The organism is Polaribacter ponticola (assembly GCF_026191475.2).
Taxonomy (GTDB): Bacteria; Bacteroidota; Bacteroidia; order Flavobacteriales; family Flavobacteriaceae; genus Polaribacter; species Polaribacter ponticola.
In genome coordinates this window covers 192,002-209,046 of record NZ_JAOSLC020000002.1, presented here as the reverse complement: position 1 = coordinate 209,046, position 17,045 = coordinate 192,002, and the positions used below count along the sequence as shown (strand labels likewise).

The 17,045-nt window shown below is 30.1% G+C and carries 14 protein-coding genes; 5 read left to right on the top strand and 9 right to left on the bottom strand.

Translation table 11 applies throughout. The annotated features are described in order from the left end of the window. Position 1: 1 nt before the first annotated feature. Both N5A56_RS01280 and dnaN read right to left on the bottom strand, forming a co-directional pair. Complete coding sequence (locus N5A56_RS01280; protein ID WP_265724128.1) at positions 2-727, bottom strand: nitroreductase; 726 nt, start codon at positions 725-727, stop codon at positions 2-4. A gap of 412 nt (positions 728-1,139) precedes the next feature. Next, complete coding sequence (gene dnaN, locus N5A56_RS01275; RefSeq protein ID WP_265724129.1) at positions 1,140-2,258, bottom strand: DNA polymerase III subunit beta; 1,119 nt, start codon at positions 2,256-2,258, stop codon at positions 1,140-1,142. A gap of 308 nt (positions 2,259-2,566) precedes the next feature. On the opposite strand from dnaN, the gene N5A56_RS01270 reads away from it, so the two are divergent. The 3 genes from N5A56_RS01270 to N5A56_RS01260 all read left to right on the top strand — a co-directional run bounded on the left by N5A56_RS01270 (position 2,567) and on the right by N5A56_RS01260 (position 8,165). After that, a complete protein-coding gene (locus N5A56_RS01270) occupies positions 2,567-5,056 on the top strand; it encodes a PIG-L family deacetylase (protein ID WP_265724130.1) in 2,490 nt (829 codons plus the stop codon). A gap of 433 nt (positions 5,057-5,489) precedes the next feature. After that, positions 5,490-7,190: a sodium:solute symporter family protein gene (locus N5A56_RS01265; protein ID WP_265724131.1), complete on the top strand. Its 1,701-nt coding sequence runs from the start codon at positions 5,490-5,492 to the stop codon at positions 7,188-7,190. 3 nt (positions 7,191-7,193) lie between these two features. Beyond that, positions 7,194-8,165, top strand: a complete 972-nt coding sequence (locus tag N5A56_RS01260; protein ID WP_265724132.1) for a Gfo/Idh/MocA family protein — start codon at positions 7,194-7,196, stop codon at positions 8,163-8,165. 210 nt (positions 8,166-8,375) lie between these two features. On the opposite strand, the gene N5A56_RS01255 is transcribed toward N5A56_RS01260, so the two are convergent. Together N5A56_RS01255 and N5A56_RS01250 are read right to left on the bottom strand one after the other, a co-directional pair. Then, positions 8,376-9,998, bottom strand: a complete 1,623-nt coding sequence (locus N5A56_RS01255; RefSeq protein WP_274270135.1) for a hypothetical protein — start codon at positions 9,996-9,998, stop codon at positions 8,376-8,378. A 182-nt stretch (positions 9,999-10,180) separates the two neighbouring features. Next, on the bottom strand, positions 10,181-11,116 hold the full coding sequence (locus tag N5A56_RS01250; protein ID WP_265724135.1) for a DUF2911 domain-containing protein: 936 nt from the start codon (positions 11,114-11,116) through the stop codon (positions 10,181-10,183). 107 nt (positions 11,117-11,223) lie between these two features. On the opposite strand from N5A56_RS01250, the gene N5A56_RS01245 reads away from it, so the two are divergent. After that, the gene (locus tag N5A56_RS01245) at positions 11,224-11,892 is read left to right on the top strand and encodes an MIP/aquaporin family protein (RefSeq protein ID WP_265724136.1); all 669 of its coding nucleotides are present in this window, start codon (positions 11,224-11,226) and stop codon (positions 11,890-11,892) included. A gap of 3 nt (positions 11,893-11,895) precedes the next feature. Next, on the top strand, positions 11,896-12,657 hold the full coding sequence (locus tag N5A56_RS01240) for a Rossmann-fold NAD(P)-binding domain-containing protein (RefSeq protein ID WP_265724137.1): 762 nt from the start codon (positions 11,896-11,898) through the stop codon (positions 12,655-12,657). A 225-nt stretch (positions 12,658-12,882) separates the two neighbouring features. Here N5A56_RS01240 and gldG read toward each other — a convergent pair whose 3' ends face one another. The 5 genes from gldG to N5A56_RS01215 all read right to left on the bottom strand — a co-directional run bounded on the left by gldG (position 12,883) and on the right by N5A56_RS01215 (position 17,043). Beyond that, positions 12,883-14,523 carry a gliding motility-associated ABC transporter substrate-binding protein GldG gene (gldG, locus tag N5A56_RS01235; protein ID WP_265724138.1) on the bottom strand — a complete coding sequence of 547 codons (1,641 nt, stop codon included), beginning with the start codon at positions 14,521-14,523 and terminating at the stop codon, positions 12,883-12,885. Then, entirely contained in the window at positions 14,516-15,235 is a 720-nt protein-coding gene (gldF, locus tag N5A56_RS01230; RefSeq protein WP_265724139.1) for a gliding motility-associated ABC transporter permease subunit GldF, read from the bottom strand. Before gldF ends, gldG begins: the two co-directional genes overlap by 8 nt. A gap of 103 nt (positions 15,236-15,338) precedes the next feature. Next, a complete protein-coding gene (locus tag N5A56_RS01225) occupies positions 15,339-15,878 on the bottom strand; it encodes a GNAT family N-acetyltransferase (protein ID WP_265724140.1) in 540 nt (179 codons plus the stop codon). 3 nt (positions 15,879-15,881) lie between these two features. After that, positions 15,882-16,178: a putative quinol monooxygenase gene (locus N5A56_RS01220; protein ID WP_265724141.1), complete on the bottom strand. Its 297-nt coding sequence runs from the start codon at positions 16,176-16,178 to the stop codon at positions 15,882-15,884. Positions 16,179-16,182: 4 nt separating this feature from the next. Continuing rightward, a complete protein-coding gene (locus N5A56_RS01215) occupies positions 16,183-17,043 on the bottom strand; it encodes an SAM hydrolase/SAM-dependent halogenase family protein (RefSeq protein WP_265724142.1) in 861 nt (286 codons plus the stop codon). Positions 17,044-17,045 lie beyond the last annotated feature (2 nt).

The window sequence follows — 17,045 nt, the reverse complement described above, 5'->3', positions numbered from 1 at the left end:
ATTACTTTTCTTTTAAAGGAATCAATAATTCTTCTACAGAAATTTTTTCAGGCCTGTAAGTGTTTACTTTTTCTGATGATGGATATCCTAAAGACAATCCACAAACCAATTCATATTCTTCAGGAATAGAAAAATATGTATCAACAGGTTCTCTCCATAAATTTAAAGCGCCTTGTGCACAAGTCCCTAAACCTTTATCGGTTGCAGAAAGCATAAGGTTTTGCATAAATAAACCAGTATCTACTAAAGAGGTATATTTCATTTTGGGGTCTGCAAAAATCCAAATAGCTACAGGAGCACCAAAAAAACTAAAATTTTTAGCCATTTGTAAATCTCTTTCTAACCTATCTTTTTTAGAAATACCTAATACTTTATACAAACCAATTGCAGTTTTTACTCTTCTTTCTTGATAAATACCAGGGTATTTACCTTGTATTGTTTTATAAATGCTATTTGGTTTAAGTTTGTGTTTGTATGCAGTTATGAGTTTTTGAAATATATTTTTCTTTTTAAGAGATAAAGAAATGTTATATTTTTCTGTAAGCTCTTCTCCAATTTTATTGAGTATTTCTCCTGTTGCAACTACAACCTTAAAAGGTTGTGTATTAGAACTGGATGGAGCTTCTAATGCTTCTGCTAAAATTTGATGAATGAGTTCTTCAGAAACTTTAGTTTTTTTAAAATCTCTTATACTACGTCTTGATTTATTTACTTCTTGGTAAGTCACTTTTTTATTTTTTTAAGTTTTATAAAATTATGGTTCAATTATAAAAGAACTCAATCATAAGTTTTTCTTTACTAATAATGTTAATTCTATTACTGAAACTAATTACCTTGTTTCATACATCTCCTATTAAGTGTTTTTATGTAATGTTAATAGAATACAAACCATTACCAGTGCTGTTTCTCCAACAGTATATTTAAAGTATTAGCCTGTTTTATTTTTTTATTTTGTAGCTTTTTTATATTTCTGAAAAGCTTAATCGCTTGTTGTTCGCTTATTACTCAAATATAGTGATTCCTTTTCTCTTAAAATTAAGAGCATAAAAAACCACAATTAATTCTGAACTTGATTCAGAACCATTGTGGTTTTTATAATATTATAAAATGTGTTTTTTATATAAAACACATTTTAGTTGTTAGTTATTCAACATTACTGGCATTACAAGCATTGTAACTTGCTCACCTTCATCTGTACCATCAATAGGAGTTAAAATTCCTGCTCTATTTGGTAAAGACATTTCAATTAACACTTCGCTAGAACTTAAGTTGTTTAACATTTCTGATAAAAAACGAGAGTTAAAACCAATTTGCATATCATCACCTTGGTAATCGCAACTTAAACGTTCGTCTGCTTTGTTAGAAAAATCGATATCTTCTGCAGAAATATTTAATTCTGTACCCGCCATTTTTAAACGAATCTGGTGTGTTGTTTTACTAGAAAATATAGAAACACGTCTTACAGAGTTTAAGAAAGAAGCTCTATCAACTGTTAATTTATTCGGGTTTTCTTTTGGTATTACCGCTTCGTAATTAGGGTATTTTCCATCAATTAATCGACACACTAAAACAACATTATCAAAAGTAAATTTTGCGTTTGCGTCATTATATTCAATAGTAACTTCACTATCAGAACCACCTAAAATACCTTTTAATAAGTTTAACGGTTTTTTTGGCATAATAAACTCTGCGGTTTGATCTGCAGTAACATCCGTCCTAGAATATTTTACTAATTTATGAGCATCTGTAGCAACAAAAGTTAAACTTTGAGAACTAAATTGAAAAAACACTCCGCTCATTACAGGGCGTAAATCGTCGTTTCCAGCAGCAAAAATTGTTTTAGAAATTGCAGTTCCTAAAATACTTGCAGGTACAATTGTTTTACTTGGCGATGGTAAAGAAACCGCTTTAGGAAACTCATCTCCGCCAAAATAAGCCATGTCATATTTACCTTGGTCAGAACTAATTTCTATAGTATTCTCACCTTCAGTTTTAAAAGTTAATGGCTGATTAGGAAATGTTTTTAAAGTATCTAATAATAAACGGGCTGAAACAGCAATAGAACCAGTGCTTTCGCTTTCTACCTCAACAACAGAACTCATTGTTGTTTCTAAATCTGATGCAGAAACTTTTAATTGATTTTCAGATAACTCAAATAAAAAGTTATCTAAAATTGGTAAAGTGTTGTTGCTATTTATAACGCCGCCTAAAACTTGTAATTGTTTTAATAATTGCGAACTCGATACAATAAATTTCATTTAATTTCTTTTCTTAATTAGTCTTACAAATATAACTTTAATAAGTGATTTTAAAAATTAATTTATTAACAGGTTATGAGTAAATTGTTGATGTCTTTTAAAACGTTATAATTATGTTAAGAGCACTTTTTTTATTGATTAAAAAGGTACATTTGTTTCAATGAGATTCTTTAATTATTAAGATAAATATCTCCTCGAGCATTACAGAAATTAAAATGTTTTTTGAAAGAAAGTAATGAACGCAGTTCTCGAGAGTTTTTTTATTAGTTCTCGACTGCGCTCGAACTGACACTACAATCGTTTAAAAAATGAAGAGAATATTACCTCTAATTGCAATATCGTTTTTGGTTTCTACATCTGTTTTTGCTCAAAAACCAAAGAAATTAAACTCAAACCAAATTTACGAGAAAATTCAAAAATTAAACTTTCTAGGAACCGCATTATATATTGCTGCGCATCCAGATGACGAAAACACACGTTTAATTGCATATTTAGCAAATAATGTAAAAGCAAGAACGGGTTATTTATCATTAACAAGAGGAGATGGAGGTCAAAACTTAATAGGATCGGAAATTAGAGAGTTATTAGGTGTAATTAGAACACAAGAATTATTAGCAGCAAGAAGCGTAGATGGAGGAGAACAATTTTTTACAAGAGCTAATGATTTTGGATATTCTAAACACCCAGATGAAACTTTAGAAATTTGGGAACAAGAAAAGGTTTTGAGTGATGTTGTTTGGGCAATTAGAACCTTTAAACCAGATGTAATAATCAATCGATTTAATCATAGAACACCAGGTACAACACATGGTCATCATACAACATCGGCTATGTTAAGTGTTGCTGCTTTTGATAAAGTTGGAGATAAAAACCAGTTTCCAGAACAATTAAAGTATACAGAAACTTGGCAGCCAAAAAGATTGTTTTTTAATACTTCTTCTTGGTTTTATAGAGGTAAAGAAGACGAATTTAAAAAAGCAACTAAAGATTTTTCTAAATTTGATATTGGGGTTTATTATCCGTTAAAAGGATTGTCTAATAACGAATTAGCTTCAATGGCAAGTAGCCAACATTTATGCCAAGGTTTTGGTCGTTTAACAACAAGAGGAGAACAAACAGAGTATGCAGAGTTTTTAAAAGGAGAAAAACCAAAAGATAAAAACGATGTTTTTTCAGGAATAAATACTACTTGGAATCGTATTGAAAAAGGTGGGGAAATTGGCGATATTTTATATGATGTAGAAAAGAATTTCGATTTTGTAAATCCGTCTAAGCATTTGCCTAAGTTAATGGAAGCGTATCAGAAAATTCAATTATTAGAAGATGCACATTGGCGCACAATTAAAGCAAAACAAATTAAAACAATTATAGAAGCCTGTGCAGGTTTGTATTTAGAAGCTTCTGCTATTAGTTCTTCCGGAACACCAAACTCTAACATAAATGTAAATTTCGAGGCTTTAAATAGAAGTAATGTTGCAATCGAATTAGCATCAATTACATCAACAATAAATAAGAAAACGATTACAAAAGAAATTGAATTATCTGCAAATAAGAAAATCAATTTTAAAGAAACAATTCACTTAAAAACTACAAGTTACTCAGATCCTTATTGGTTAAGAGAAACCGCTTCTTTAGGAATGTATAAAGTAGCGAATCAAGAATTAATTGGCTTGCCAGAAACACCAAGAGAAACAAAAATTACTTTTAATTTAATTATTGATGAAGTTGCTATTTCTTTTACAAAAAACATTGTGAGAAGATATGCAGAAAGAGACCAAGGAGAAATTTATGAACCGTTTGAGGTTTTACCAGTAATTACTACAAAACTAAAAGACAAAGTAATTATTTTTTCTGATGATGAACCTAAAAAAGTACTAGTAGAAGTTAGAGCTGGCGCAAATAATGTAAGCGGAAAAGTGAATTTAAAAATACCAAATGGTTGGGAAGTTACACCAAAGGAAATAGCATTTACAATTCAGCAAAAAAACGACAAACAAACAGTTTCTTTTTTAGTAAAAGCACCAAAAAATCAGTCTGAAGGAAAATTAAAAGTTATTGCTACTTCTAACGGTAAAACGTATAAAAAAGAATTGGTAGAAATTAACTACAATCACATTCCTAAACAATCTGTATTGTTAAATTCTGAAGCAAAAATTGTACGTTTAAATATTAAAAAATCGGGTAATTATATTGGTTATATAAAAGGAGCAGGAGATACGGTTCCAGAAAATTTACGTCAGATTGGTTATACCGTTGAGGCAATTAATCCTTTAGAAATAGACAATAAAAACTTACATAAATACGATGCTGTAGTTTTAGGAATTAGAGCGTATAATGTAGTAAAAGAGTTAAAATTTAAGCAAAAGTTTTTACTAGAATATGTAGAAAAAGGCGGGAACATGATTGTGCAATACAACACAAATAGAAATGTAGATGTTGCAGCACCTTTTACGTTAAATTTATCTAGAGATAGAGTTACAGATGAGTTTGCAGAAGTTAGAGTTTTAGAAAAAAATCATGAATTATTAAATTTCCCTAATAAAATTACAAACAAAGATTTTAAAGGTTGGGTGCAAGAAAGAGGATTGTATTTTCCTAATACTTGGAGCAATGAATACACACCAATTTTATCTATGAATGATAAAGGGGAAACAGCAAAAAAAGGAAGTTTACTAATTGCTAAATATGGTAAAGGAAATTATATTTATACAGGTTTAAGTTTCTTTAGAGAATTGCCTGCAGGAGTTTCTGGAGCGTATAAGTTATTTGCAAATATGTTGTCTGTTGGTAAAAAGTAGTTTCAAAGGCTCAGAGTTGTAAAGTTTCAAAGTTTGAAAGTTTCAGAGTTAGAAAGTGAAAAAAACAGTCATTGCGAAGTACGAAGCAATCTCTCTTTTAAAAAAAATAATTTGTTGTTAATAATTACAAAAAGCTGGTTAACAAGTATAGCCCTGATTGAAACGGCATCCTTTTTATTGCCTAAATAGATAAGCGTCATTGCGAGGTACGAAGCAATCTGTTTTAATGATGAGATTGCCTCAGTTTACAAAAAGCAAACTTTGAAAAGACAGCAATAAAAAGATATAGTGAAAAGCAGGAAATAGCTTCAAATAAAAAAATATGGAGAAACAAAAATACACTTGGAAAAAAGAATATTCAATGGTTTTAATAGCAAATGTAGTTTACATTATTGCTTTCTATTTAATTACTAATTATTTTACAGTTTAATCGATGGATATTACAAGTAAATTACACACAATAGATTGGATTATTCTTACGATAACTTTAATTTCTATTGTTGCATACGGAACTTATGTTACCAGAAAAAACGCAAATGTTACCGATTATATAAAAGGTGGTAGCGATAGTAAATGGTGGACAATCGGTTTGTCTGTTATGGCAACACAAGCAAGTGCAATAACTTTTTTATCTACACCAGGACAAGCGTTTCATAGCGGAATGGGTTTTGTGCAGTTTTACTTTGGTTTGCCTATTGCAATGATTATTATTTGTGTGGTTTTTATTCCTATTTATCATAAGTTAAAAGTGTACACTGCGTATGAATTTTTAGAAGGAAGATTCGATTTAAAAACTAGAAGTTTAGCCGCAATTTTATTTTTAATACAAAGAGGTTTAGCTGCAGGAATTACCATTTTTGCACCTGCAATTATTTTAAGTGCAGTTTTAGGTTGGGATCTGTTAACTCTAAATGTAATTATTGGTTTTTTAGTGATTATTTACACCGTTTCTGGTGGTACAAAAGCGGTAAACGTAACGCAGAAGCAACAAATGATTATCATTTTTATAGGAATGTTAATTGCATTTTTCATGATTATGAGTCAGTTGCCAGAAAATATTACGTTTACAAAAGCATTGGAAATTGCAGGCGCAAGTAACAAAATGGAAGTGCTCGATTTTTCTTTCGATTTAAGTAATCGTTATACTGTTTGGACGGGTATTATTGGTGGTACTTTTTTAATGCTTTCGTATTTTGGTACAGATCAAAGTCAAGTGCAACGTTATTTGTCTGGTAAATCGGTTAGAGAAAGTCAGTTAGGTTTAATTTTTAATGGATTGTTAAAAGTGCCAATGCAGTTTTTTATTCTGTTAATTGGGGTCATGGTTTTTGTGTTTTATCAATTTAATCCTTCGCCTTTAAACTTTAATCCTACTGCAAATACAGCAGTTGTAAGTTCGGAATATATCGCAGAATACAAACAATTAGAAAAGGAACATATTGATATAGAAAACACTAAAAAAGCAATTTTTGCTGATGGTTTTCAGGTAAACGAAAAAGAGCAAATACAAGCTTTAAATAAAAGAGATTTAGCTTTAAAAGCAGCTTCTAAAGCTGTCATTAAAAAAGCAGATTCGCAAATGGAAACCAATGATAAAGATTATGTGTTTATCCATTTTATTTTAAACAATTTACCAAGAGGATTAATTGGTCTTTTATTGGCTGTAATTTTATCTGCAGCTATGTCTTCTACAGCATCAGAATTAAATGCGTTGGCAAGTACAACAGCAATCGATTTATACAAACGTAATGTTGGCGAAGAAAAAAGCGATGCACATTATGTAAAAGCGTCTAAATGGTTTACACTTTTATGGGGTGTAATTGCCATTTCTGTGGCTTGTATTGCCAATTTGTTTGATAATTTAATTCAACTTGTAAATATTATTGGTTCTATTTTCTACGGAAATGTGTTAGGTATTTTCTTGTTAGCATTTTTTATTAAATATGTAAGAGGAAATGCTGTTTTTATAGCCGCTTTAATTACACAAGCTTTAATTATTGGTGTCTATTTATTAGATTGGTTGCCATATTTATGGTTGAACCTATTAGGCTGTGTTTTAGTAATGGGAATTGCAATTATTTTACAATTTTTTATGCCTTCTAAGAAGGATTTAAAAACAATTGAAACAGCTTAAAAAATGGAAAACAAAACCATAAAATGGGGAATTATTGGGTTAGGAAAAATAGCGAATAAGTTTGCCACAGATTTAGCAACCATAGAAAATGCAACCTTAGTTGCTGTAGCTTCTAGAAGTAAAGAAAATGCAATAGAATTTGCAGCAAAACATAACGCTACAAAAGCATACGGTTCTTATACAGATTTGGTAAATGATACAGCTGTAGATGCTATTTATATTGCAACACCACATAGTTTTCATAAAGAGCATACTTTACTTTGTTTACAGCATAAAAAAGCAGTTTTGTGCGAAAAACCTTTTGCAATGAATTTGCAAGAAGTAGAGGAGATGATTGCAGTTGCCAAAGAAAATAATGTGTTATTAATGGAAGCTTTATGGACTTTCTTTTTACCGCACTTTAACTATGTTTTAGAGCTTGTTAAAAACGAGAAATTTGGAAAACTAAAAAATTTAGAAGCAGATTTTGGCTTTTTCCCTGTATATGATGAAACAAGTAGAGTTTTTAAAAAAGAAGTTGGTGGCGGTAGTTTGTTAGATATTGGTATTTACCCAATTTTTGCGGCTTTATCTACTTTAGGAAAGCCAAATTCTATAAATGCCAATGCTGCTTTTTTTAAGAATGGCGCTGATGCAGAATGTACTATGGTTTTTAATTATAATGATGCAAAAGCAACTTTAAAAAGTACATTGTTAGAGAATACACCAACACAAGCAATTTTTACTTTTGAAACGGCAGTTGTTAAGGTGAATACTAAATTTCATGAGCCTTCTACAGTAACCATTATTAAAAATAATACTGAAGAAACGATTGACTTTAGCTACAAAACCATTGGTTATAATTACGAAACAGAACATTTTAACCAGCTATTAAGAGAAGGTAAAAAAGAAAGCACAATTATGACTTTCGATTTTTCTAAAACCTTGATTAAAACCTTAGATGAGGTAAGAGTACTTATTGGTTTGAAATATTGATTTTTGGAATGGTTTGCTAGCGTTGCATGTATGGTTAGGGCTGGAATTGAAAGTCAGAAGACTTTCAGTTTAGCACGAGGCAAAGCATTTTGTTTGTCTTTACCTTTTTTCATTTTTAAAGCCAAATCAAAAGATTTGGTGGACTTAGTTGTAAGCTTTAAACTTTTTTTGGGGGGTAAGCACAGAAACCCGTAATAATTATTGCCTTTGTTAGGTACTTTTTACTTTTGGTCCAAAGGTATTAAAATCAAATGCCCTGTATGCTTTTCTAATATTAGTGTGAGCATTTTTATATTCGTTATTATTTAGTATTCCAGCAAGAATATGTAAGTCCTGCGATTCTGGCATTATTGTCGTTAACTTTGCTATCCAATATTTTTTTGATGAATTATCAATAGTTTCATCATCTATAATTTTTTCTAATACTTCACCAATTGAGATGTTTTCATTAAATAAATCTTCAAAACACTGACTATAATCTTCAGTCAAACCGTTTAATCCATTTTTTTTGTATAGTTTTTTCAGTTTATCAAGTTGAGAACTTAAGGTGTTTATTTCAGTCAATAATTTTTGTATGAATATTGAGTCAGTGTCTATTGGTTCATCTTTTTCGATTGCTTCAATTCCACCAAGAACAAGAGTTGCATTTTTCCTTAATGAGCTATTTCCATATTTCGAAGATTTTTTTATGCAAGCTTTTAATTGTCCTAAATCATTTGTCTTTCGGATAAAAAACCAATAAGGAGCATTTGTGTTGTTTTTAGATATATTGATGGCCTCTATAATAAAAGGCCAAGTTTGGTGTGCTGTAAATTTTTTGTCCTTTTCTAATATTTTTAACTCAGCTAAATCAAATGAAAAAGCATTATAAATAGATGTTTTTGGAGGTAGGTCTAATTGCTTGTTTTTATTTAATCTTCCGTTTGCACTTGCTACATCTGCATCAAATTGGTCTTTTATTTGTGTAAATTCGGATTTTAATGATTGTACAGAAATAGGAATAGCTCCCTCAACATCTCTACCAACTATTTTTACATCTAAGCTATTACTACTGCTTGTAACTTTATTTAAGGTAACAGGGTTAGCTTGTTCTAAAGCATTTATAAGGTAAACTACATCTGTTTTTTTTGGTGCAATTTTTATGCTTTCAAATTTAGAAATCCATTCGGGTAGTTCTTTAGGGATTTCTGGTAGTATTAAAAAAAGTGATGAAAGAATTGATTTTTGTTCTATTAAACTTTTGGTTTCATTGAAACGCTTATACAAATCATTTATAACTAAATCTGAATCAATTTTGATACCGACTAACTCAGGTACTTTTGTAAGATATGGCTTGAAATTATTTGATAGACCTACTAGTTTTAAAAAAGCACTCACATTTTGAAATAAAGAAGCAACCAAATCATAATTCAATCCGTAACCATTGTGCAATCCGTTCGCTCTTCCAGTAATTATTATTTGAAATCGGTTTGTCAAAGCTAGTATTTTATCGATATGTTCGGTTGAATTATTTATGCCATTTGATAAAAATAAAATATTTGAAGATGATTGTTTTAGTAATGTTCTGAAGTCAGATAAAATTTCAGAAGCTGTTTTGTATTTCGCATTTTTATAATCTCGATAAATACTTTTTTTACCTAATGCTTGAATTAGGATAGAACTCATCGCTAATTCAATAGAAGTTCCAATCAACCCAATTTCTGGAGAATACCTTACTTGCTCCATCTTCAATACATCTCTTCTGAATGCACAAATTCCAACTTGAGCTAAACCTAAAGATTCTATACTAGCTTCAATAAGTCTAACCGTGTCATTTTTTAATAATCTTGGCATTTAGTTTCGTTGATTTTTAATTGTGCCTTACGTTAACATGAATATACACAGTTTTAATGTTTTATATTCATAGTTAGCGAAGTTCGATAATTTAATTTAGAAAATCAACAGGAAAAACCCTATTTAACTAAAAAATCTCAAGCTTTCACTTGAGATTTTGTTATATCAAAAAAGAAAACAAATTATTTTGCTCCCCATTCTTTTAAAGAAGCTTTGTTCATTTTAACGTAACCAGCATTTCCTGCTTTTTCCGCTAGTTCTAAAGATTTTTTTGCTGCTGCAATTGCAGTCGCTGTTTTACCTGCTTTTGCATGTATTAAAGATTGTTGTCTTAACATCCAAAATTTAGGATCTTCTTTTTTTAATTCCATTGCTTTATCCACCCAAGTTACAGCTTGGTTAATGTCTTTATCAGCATTTAAATAATAAACAGCTGCATTATAAAAAGCATCAGCATCTGGCTTACCTTTCATAACTTTATCTATAGTACTCATAACAATTTTATCTGTTGGCACAGTAAATGGCATACCAACATAAACATCTTCCCAAAGTAAACCTAAAACACCTGTTGTGCTTGTTAAATCATCAAAAGTAATAGTAAAAGTTTCTACATCCATTGGCATTTTAAGTACATCAACAGTTACAGTTGCAACCACTTTTGTGTCATCCCATTTTTGAGGATTTCCCCAGTTCTTAGAATCACTATATAACAACATTTCCCATTTGTTTTTTCCTGGTTTTGTATAAACAGCATAAGTACCTGCTTCAACATTTTTGTTACCAACCATAACATCAGTACTAAAAGTAACTGTAGTGTTAGCATTTGCACCTGTTCTCCAAACTTTTCCATAAGGTACTAAATCACCAAAAATAGTTCTCCCTTTTATACTTGGTCTAGAATATTTTACGGTAACATCTGTTAAACCTACTTTTTGTTCTATTGTTGAAGCAGGACTTGGCGCTGGTGTAGCTATTTTTACAACAGGAGCTTTATCTTTTACAATTTCTATTTCTTCAACTTCTACTACTTTTTTAGTTTCTTTATTTTGACAACTTGTTAAAAATAAAAGTGCAGAAACGGATAATACACTTAAAAATTTGATTGATATTTTTCTCATAATTAATTAGTTTTAATTCGTTGTTAAAATTACAATTTCAAAAAACGGCAAATGTTAACAAAACCTTAAATTAAGGGATTGTATCTTTGCCAATATTATTAGAATTGATGAAGAAATATATATCAGAATTTATAGGTACTTTTTCCATGATTTTTTGCGGAACAGGTGCAATGACAATTAATGAAGTTACTGGTGGCGATGTAACGCATGTAGGAATTGCAATTACTTGGGGTTTAATTGTTATGGCAATGATTTATGCCTTTGGCGATACTTCTGGAGCACATTTTAATCCTGCAGTTACTATTGCTTTTGCGTATGCTAAAAAGTTTGCGTGGAAAGAGGTGCCTAAATATATAATTGCCCAAGTTTTAGGCGGAGTTTTAGCTAGTTTAATTCTTTGGTTTTTATTCCCCACAAGTGAGTTTTTAGGTGCAACAATACCTACAGTAGATGTTTGGCGCGCTTTTGTGTTAGAGTTATTATTAACTTTTTTCTTAATGCTTGTAATTATAAATGTATCTACAGGTAGTAAAGAAATTGGTGTTATTGCTGGTATTGCAATCGGAGCAGTAGTTTTATTAGAAGCTATGTTTGCAGGTCCTATTACAAATGCTTCTATGAATCCGGCACGATCTTTTGCACCTGCAATTGTTTCTGGTAATTTACAGCATTTATGGATGTATATGATTGCGCCAATTTTAGGAGCTTTGTTAGCAGTAGTTTCTTGTAGATTGGTAAAAGATGATAATTGTTGTGCAGAAGGTTCTAAATGTTAATTTATGAGAAATATTAGTGTTTTAGGTTGCGGTTGGTTAGGTAAATCGTTATCAATTTCTTTGTTAGATGAAGGGTTTTCTGTAAAAGGTTCTACTACGTCAGAAGAAAAACTAGAGCTTTTAGAAGATAATAATATCGATCCTTATATTGTAAATATTTCTGAATTTGAAGAGTTTGATGGTTTTTTAAATTCTGATATTTTAATTATTGCAATTACCTCTAAAGATGTAGATGGATTTGAAAATCTGATTTCTCAAATTGAAAATTCAAGTATTCAGAAAGTAATTTTTATTAGCTCTACTTCGGTTTATGCTCGTTTAAATAAGGTAATGACAGAAGAAGATGCTGTTTTAAATACTCCGTTAACAGAAATTGAAAATCTATTTAGAGAAAATACTTTTTTCGAAACAACAATAATTCGTTTTGCTGGTTTATTTGGTGATGTAAGACAACCTTATAATTGGTTTAAAAACGGACGAAAAATTCCGCAACCAAAAGGTTTTGTAAACATGATTCACAAAGAAGATTGTATCGAAATTATACACGAAATTATAGATCAAAATTGCTGGAATCAAACCTTTAATGCTTGTTCTAATCATCATCCTACAAGAAGAGAATTTTATACCATTGCAAAGTTAAGCAACGATTTTGAAGTGCCAGAATTTGAAAACAATGAAGTTTATGAATGGAAAATAATAAGCTCTAAAAAAGTACAAGAAGTTTTAGACTATACTTTTATTCATGACGATTTACTTTCTATTTAAGGTTTTAAGTTGTAAAGTTTGAAAGTGGCAAAGTTTCAAAGTTTCAAAGTTTCAAAGTCTCACAGTAAAAAGGAGGTGAAGTTTTAAAGTTTCAGTTTAGAAGAGTTTGTCAATTCGAGTGATTTTCGATTTTTTTTGAGAAAATTGTATCGAGAATTTTCCATTTTCACTAAACACTAAACACTAAACACTAAACACTAAACACTAAACACTAAACACTAAACACTAACTATACTTCCTCTTTCTTAAATAATTAAACACAAACCCGAAAGTAAATAATAAAATTAGCGGTAAAGCAACATTTATAAACTGCCAGAAAGTACGTTCTTTAAATGCTTTTTGTTTGTCTAGAATATTAATTTTTAAGGTCTTATTTCTAAGTTCCATTAAACCAGTGTCATCTAATAAATAATCTACTGCATTTAATAAAAAGTCTTTATTACCAAACTCTTCATTCGTCCATTTATCTCTAGATAAATCTGTAGGTTTTCCTTTTAAAACTTGATTTTTAGCAATGTCACCATCCGAAATAACAATCATTTTATTATCTATAGATTGCTCTTTGTAAAGTGATGTTTCAAAAGGTTTTACTCTGTTTTTATAAGCCGAATTAAAATTACCTTCTAACAACACGCCAAATAATTGATGACCAGAAACGTATTCTTCTTCCTGAGGTTCTTCCGCAATAGATTGCAGCGCAATAATTGTAGGAGTTCCTACTTTTTGAGTTAGCGTAGAACTCATTAATAAAGGTGTTTTTTTAATACCGTTTTTTAAAGTATCTATTTGGTTTGCAAATTGTAATCTTACAGGAGAAACGTTTTTGGTAATTGCATGATTTGGGTTACCTGCAACCAAAGGATGATAAAACCAATCTAAATTTTTAAATTGTGTTTGGTTACCAACGCTACCTGTTGCCAATGCAATTTTAGAAGCATACAAATCTTTAACCAACGTAGTATTTATACGAACACCGTAAGAAAACAACATATCTGTTAAGTTTAAATCTCTTGGATACGCCATCATTTTTTCTGTGGCAAATAAACTGTCTTGATCTGCTTGCACATTATCTATCATCCACAAAGTTTTACCTCCGTTTGCAATAAATTGATCTAAGGTAAATTTTTCTTCAGCAGTAAATTTTTGAGTAGGTTTTGCTATAATTGCTAAATCATACTTGTTTAAACCTGCTAATGTTTCCTTCGGATTTTTAGCAACCGCATCTAAAGTAAATTTTCCTAAACCATAATTTTGAGATACTTTACTTAAAAAACTAAACAAATAAATATCTTCTAATTGTCCGTTTCCGGTAAGAAAAGCAACCTTTTTTTGTTGTTTTTGAGTGATGGTTTTAATGGCGTTACTAAAACTGTATTCTAAATTTTCTACAGCTTTTTGCAATTGTTCTTCTTGACTTGCAACAATGGCATTTGGAAGTAAAGAAACAACTTTTGTACGTTTACCATAATTTATTTCTGCCCAAGGAAAAATAATAGCTTCAGATAATTTACCATCTTCTTCAACGGTTAATTGACTTGGCATCATGCCTTTTTTTATCAACGCTTCTCGTTGATTGTCTGGGTTTTCGAAATGTATTTTTATAAAACTGTTTTTTGCAGCTAACTCTTCTAGATATTGGCGCGTTTCAACTTGCAGTCTTTTAAATTCTGATGGAAAACTACCTTCTAAATAAACGGTAATGTAAAGTCGATTATTTACATTAGAGAGAATTGTGTTTGTAGTTTCAGAAAGTGTATAACGTTGGTCTTGTGTTAAATCGAATCGTTTGTAAAACGACTGATTTAAGAGGTTTAAAGCGACTAAACCAATTACTAAAAGTACGCTGTTTTTTATTTTTTTATTCATTATCTAAACGTGTTTTAGTTATGAATAAAAAGAAAAAAGTTACGCTTAAAAAGTAAATAATATCTCTAGTATCAATTACACCTCTAGAAATGCTTTTAAAATGTTCGTTAATTCCTAGTTGTTGAATCGTTAAACTACTATCTCCAAAAGAAGTTGCAATTGCATCAAATCCGTAGAAAAGAAAAAACGTGATAAATACACCTAATATAAAAGCGACTATTTGATTTTTAGATAAAGTAGAAGTAAACAAACCAATAGATGTATAAGTTGCAGCTAAAAAAAGTAAACCAATATAAGAACCAATTGTGCTGCCAAAATCTATGTTTCCAATTGGTTTTCCTAATTTATAAACGGAAAAAACATATATAAAAGTAGGAACGATGGCACTACAAACTAATAGCAGCGAAGCCCAAAATTTGCCTAAAACAATTTGCCAATCAGAAATTGGTTTTGTTTTTAAAAGCTCTATGGTTCCAGTGTTAAATTCATCAGCAAAACTTTTCATTGTTATTGCCGGAATCAGGAATAGAAAAACCCAAGGTGCTAAATAAAAAAACGGAGTTACATCTGCAAAACCTGCATTTAAAATATTAAAATCATCATTAAAAATAAAAAGGAATAAACCGTTTATCAACAAAAAAACACCAATAACTAAATAGGCTATTGGTGACGCAAAAAATGAATTAAATTCTTTTTTTAAAATTGCTTTCAAAGTGTTTTTAATATTATTTTTAAAAATTTGTTCTTTCTAACTTTTTTTGACAGAAAGAACAAATTTTAAATTGTCGTTAATTATTTAGAGAGGTTTCTTTTTACTAACTGCTAACTTCCAATCTATAACTACGGTTGTTTTCAAAACCTTCATCTCTTCTCTCTGGATGCAAAACAAAGTTTTGTTTCTCTAACAACGCAATAGAAGCTTCATTATTATAATGTGTATAGGCTTCAATGTTTTTTAACCCTAAATTTTGAAAACCGTATTCTATAACAGCATCAAAAGCTTCGCTCATAAACCCTTTTTGTTGGTAATTAGGATCTATTTCATAACCAATTTCTGCATAATCCTCTTCGTCTTCATCATCAAAATGACGCAAACCAATTGTACCCATTAATTGATGATTACTTTTAGATTCTATTACCCAAAAAATACCTACATTATTTAAAGTAAGTTTAGAAATTAGGTCTATAAATGCTCTAGCTTCAGAAAGGTTTCTTGGTACTTTTCTGTCGATAAACTCATTTACTTCTTTGTTGGTTCTTAATCCAAAGATAGCTTTAGCATCATCTAAATTTAATTCTCTTAATGTTAATCTTTCTGTTTCTAAAACAGGAAAAGGTGTAAAATTGTGGCTCATATATTAATTTAAACTTATTTTTTTGTCTACACTCCAAGCGTATGGTTTGTCATTAAAAAACGTTTTGGTTTTTGCCCAAACGTTTTTAAATAACTCAGAGTTTCTATAGTTTTCTAGATTACTTTCTTTTTCCCAATAAGAATAGGTAAAAAATATTTCTGGGTTTTGTTTGTCTTGGTATAATTCTAATAATTTACAACCTTCAGAGTTTCTAATAAAATGTTTTTTCTCATCAAACATTTCTCTAAATTCTGCAATGTGCTTTGTGTGCAAACTCATTTTAACGATTCTAACAAACATATTTTTAGGTTAAAGGCGTGTATTCTGGTTTAGATTCTGTAAAAAAATCAATAATTATTTGATCTCTATATTCTAAGCCTAGTAAGGTTGATGCGCCACCAACAGTATCTAAGTTGCTTCTGTAGATAGAAATTTCTAAAAAACCAGCAGAATTAAAAAGTGCTAGTTTTTCTCCATCAAATTGCATAGAGTCTTTAGCATCTTTTCCAATAATTTCGTTGTACTTATTAAATATTTTGGTAAATGAATAGCGCGAAGCATTTATTTTAAAACTTCTTCCTTTACCAACATCGTTAAACATTTTTTTACTAATGTTTGTAATTACATTTCCGTAATTATCTATATATAAAACACCACCAATAATCTGTGTTTGTGTTTGGTTTACTTTAGGTTGTATTTCTACAAGTTTTTTAAACTCATATATTTCTTTACCAATTACAGTTAAGTTTCCTCCGCGAGCAATAAAACATGCAACTTGTACAAAAACATCTAAAACAGGAAAACTACTTTCTACACGATCGTGAATATTAATTTCTACAATCTTTTTAGGTTGAATTTCTGAAGCAATCATTGAGATTAATCCGTTATCTGGACATACAAAAAAGTGATTGTCTAATTCAATGGCAATATGCTTATTATCTGCACTTAACTCAGAGTCTACACCAACAATATGTATGGTTCCTTCAGGAAAACTTTTGTAAGAATTTTTTAAAATATAAGCAGTTTCCGTAATATTAAACGGCGTTATTTCATGAGTTATGTCAACTATTTTAGCATCAGCAAGTTCAGAATAAATGGCGCCTTTAACCGCTCCAACAAAGTGGTCTTTCGTTCCGAAATCTGTAGTTAATGTAATAAAAGACATTA

What these genes read in the sequence shown, in the direction of transcription:
- N5A56_RS01225 (WP_265724140.1), bottom strand. Translation starts at nt 15,878, where the DNA reads ATGAGCCACAATTTTACACCTTTTCCTGTTTTAGAAACAGAAAGATTA.
- N5A56_RS01250 (WP_265724135.1), bottom strand. Translation starts at nt 11,116, where the DNA reads ATGAGAAAAATATCAATCAAATTTTTAAGTGTATTATCCGTTTCTGCA.
- N5A56_RS01220 (WP_265724141.1), bottom strand. Translation starts at nt 16,178, where the DNA reads ATGTTTGTTAGAATCGTTAAAATGAGTTTGCACACAAAGCACATTGCA.
- gldG (WP_265724138.1), bottom strand. Translation starts at nt 14,523, where the DNA reads ATGAATAAAAAAATAAAAAACAGCGTACTTTTAGTAATTGGTTTAGTC.
- dnaN (WP_265724129.1), bottom strand. Translation starts at nt 2,258, where the DNA reads ATGAAATTTATTGTATCGAGTTCGCAATTATTAAAACAATTACAAGTT.
- N5A56_RS01255 (WP_274270135.1), bottom strand. Translation starts at nt 9,998, where the DNA reads ATGCCAAGATTATTAAAAAATGACACGGTTAGACTTATTGAAGCTAGT.
- N5A56_RS01215 (WP_265724142.1), bottom strand. Translation starts at nt 17,043, where the DNA reads ATGTCTTTTATTACATTAACTACAGATTTCGGAACGAAAGACCACTTT.
- N5A56_RS01265 (WP_265724131.1), top strand. Translation starts at nt 5,490, where the DNA reads ATGGATATTACAAGTAAATTACACACAATAGATTGGATTATTCTTACG.
- N5A56_RS01240 (WP_265724137.1), top strand. Translation starts at nt 11,896, where the DNA reads ATGAGAAATATTAGTGTTTTAGGTTGCGGTTGGTTAGGTAAATCGTTA.
- N5A56_RS01270 (WP_265724130.1), top strand. Translation starts at nt 2,567, where the DNA reads ATGAAGAGAATATTACCTCTAATTGCAATATCGTTTTTGGTTTCTACA.
- N5A56_RS01245 (WP_265724136.1), top strand. Translation starts at nt 11,224, where the DNA reads ATGAAGAAATATATATCAGAATTTATAGGTACTTTTTCCATGATTTTT.
- N5A56_RS01260 (WP_265724132.1), top strand. Translation starts at nt 7,194, where the DNA reads ATGGAAAACAAAACCATAAAATGGGGAATTATTGGGTTAGGAAAAATA.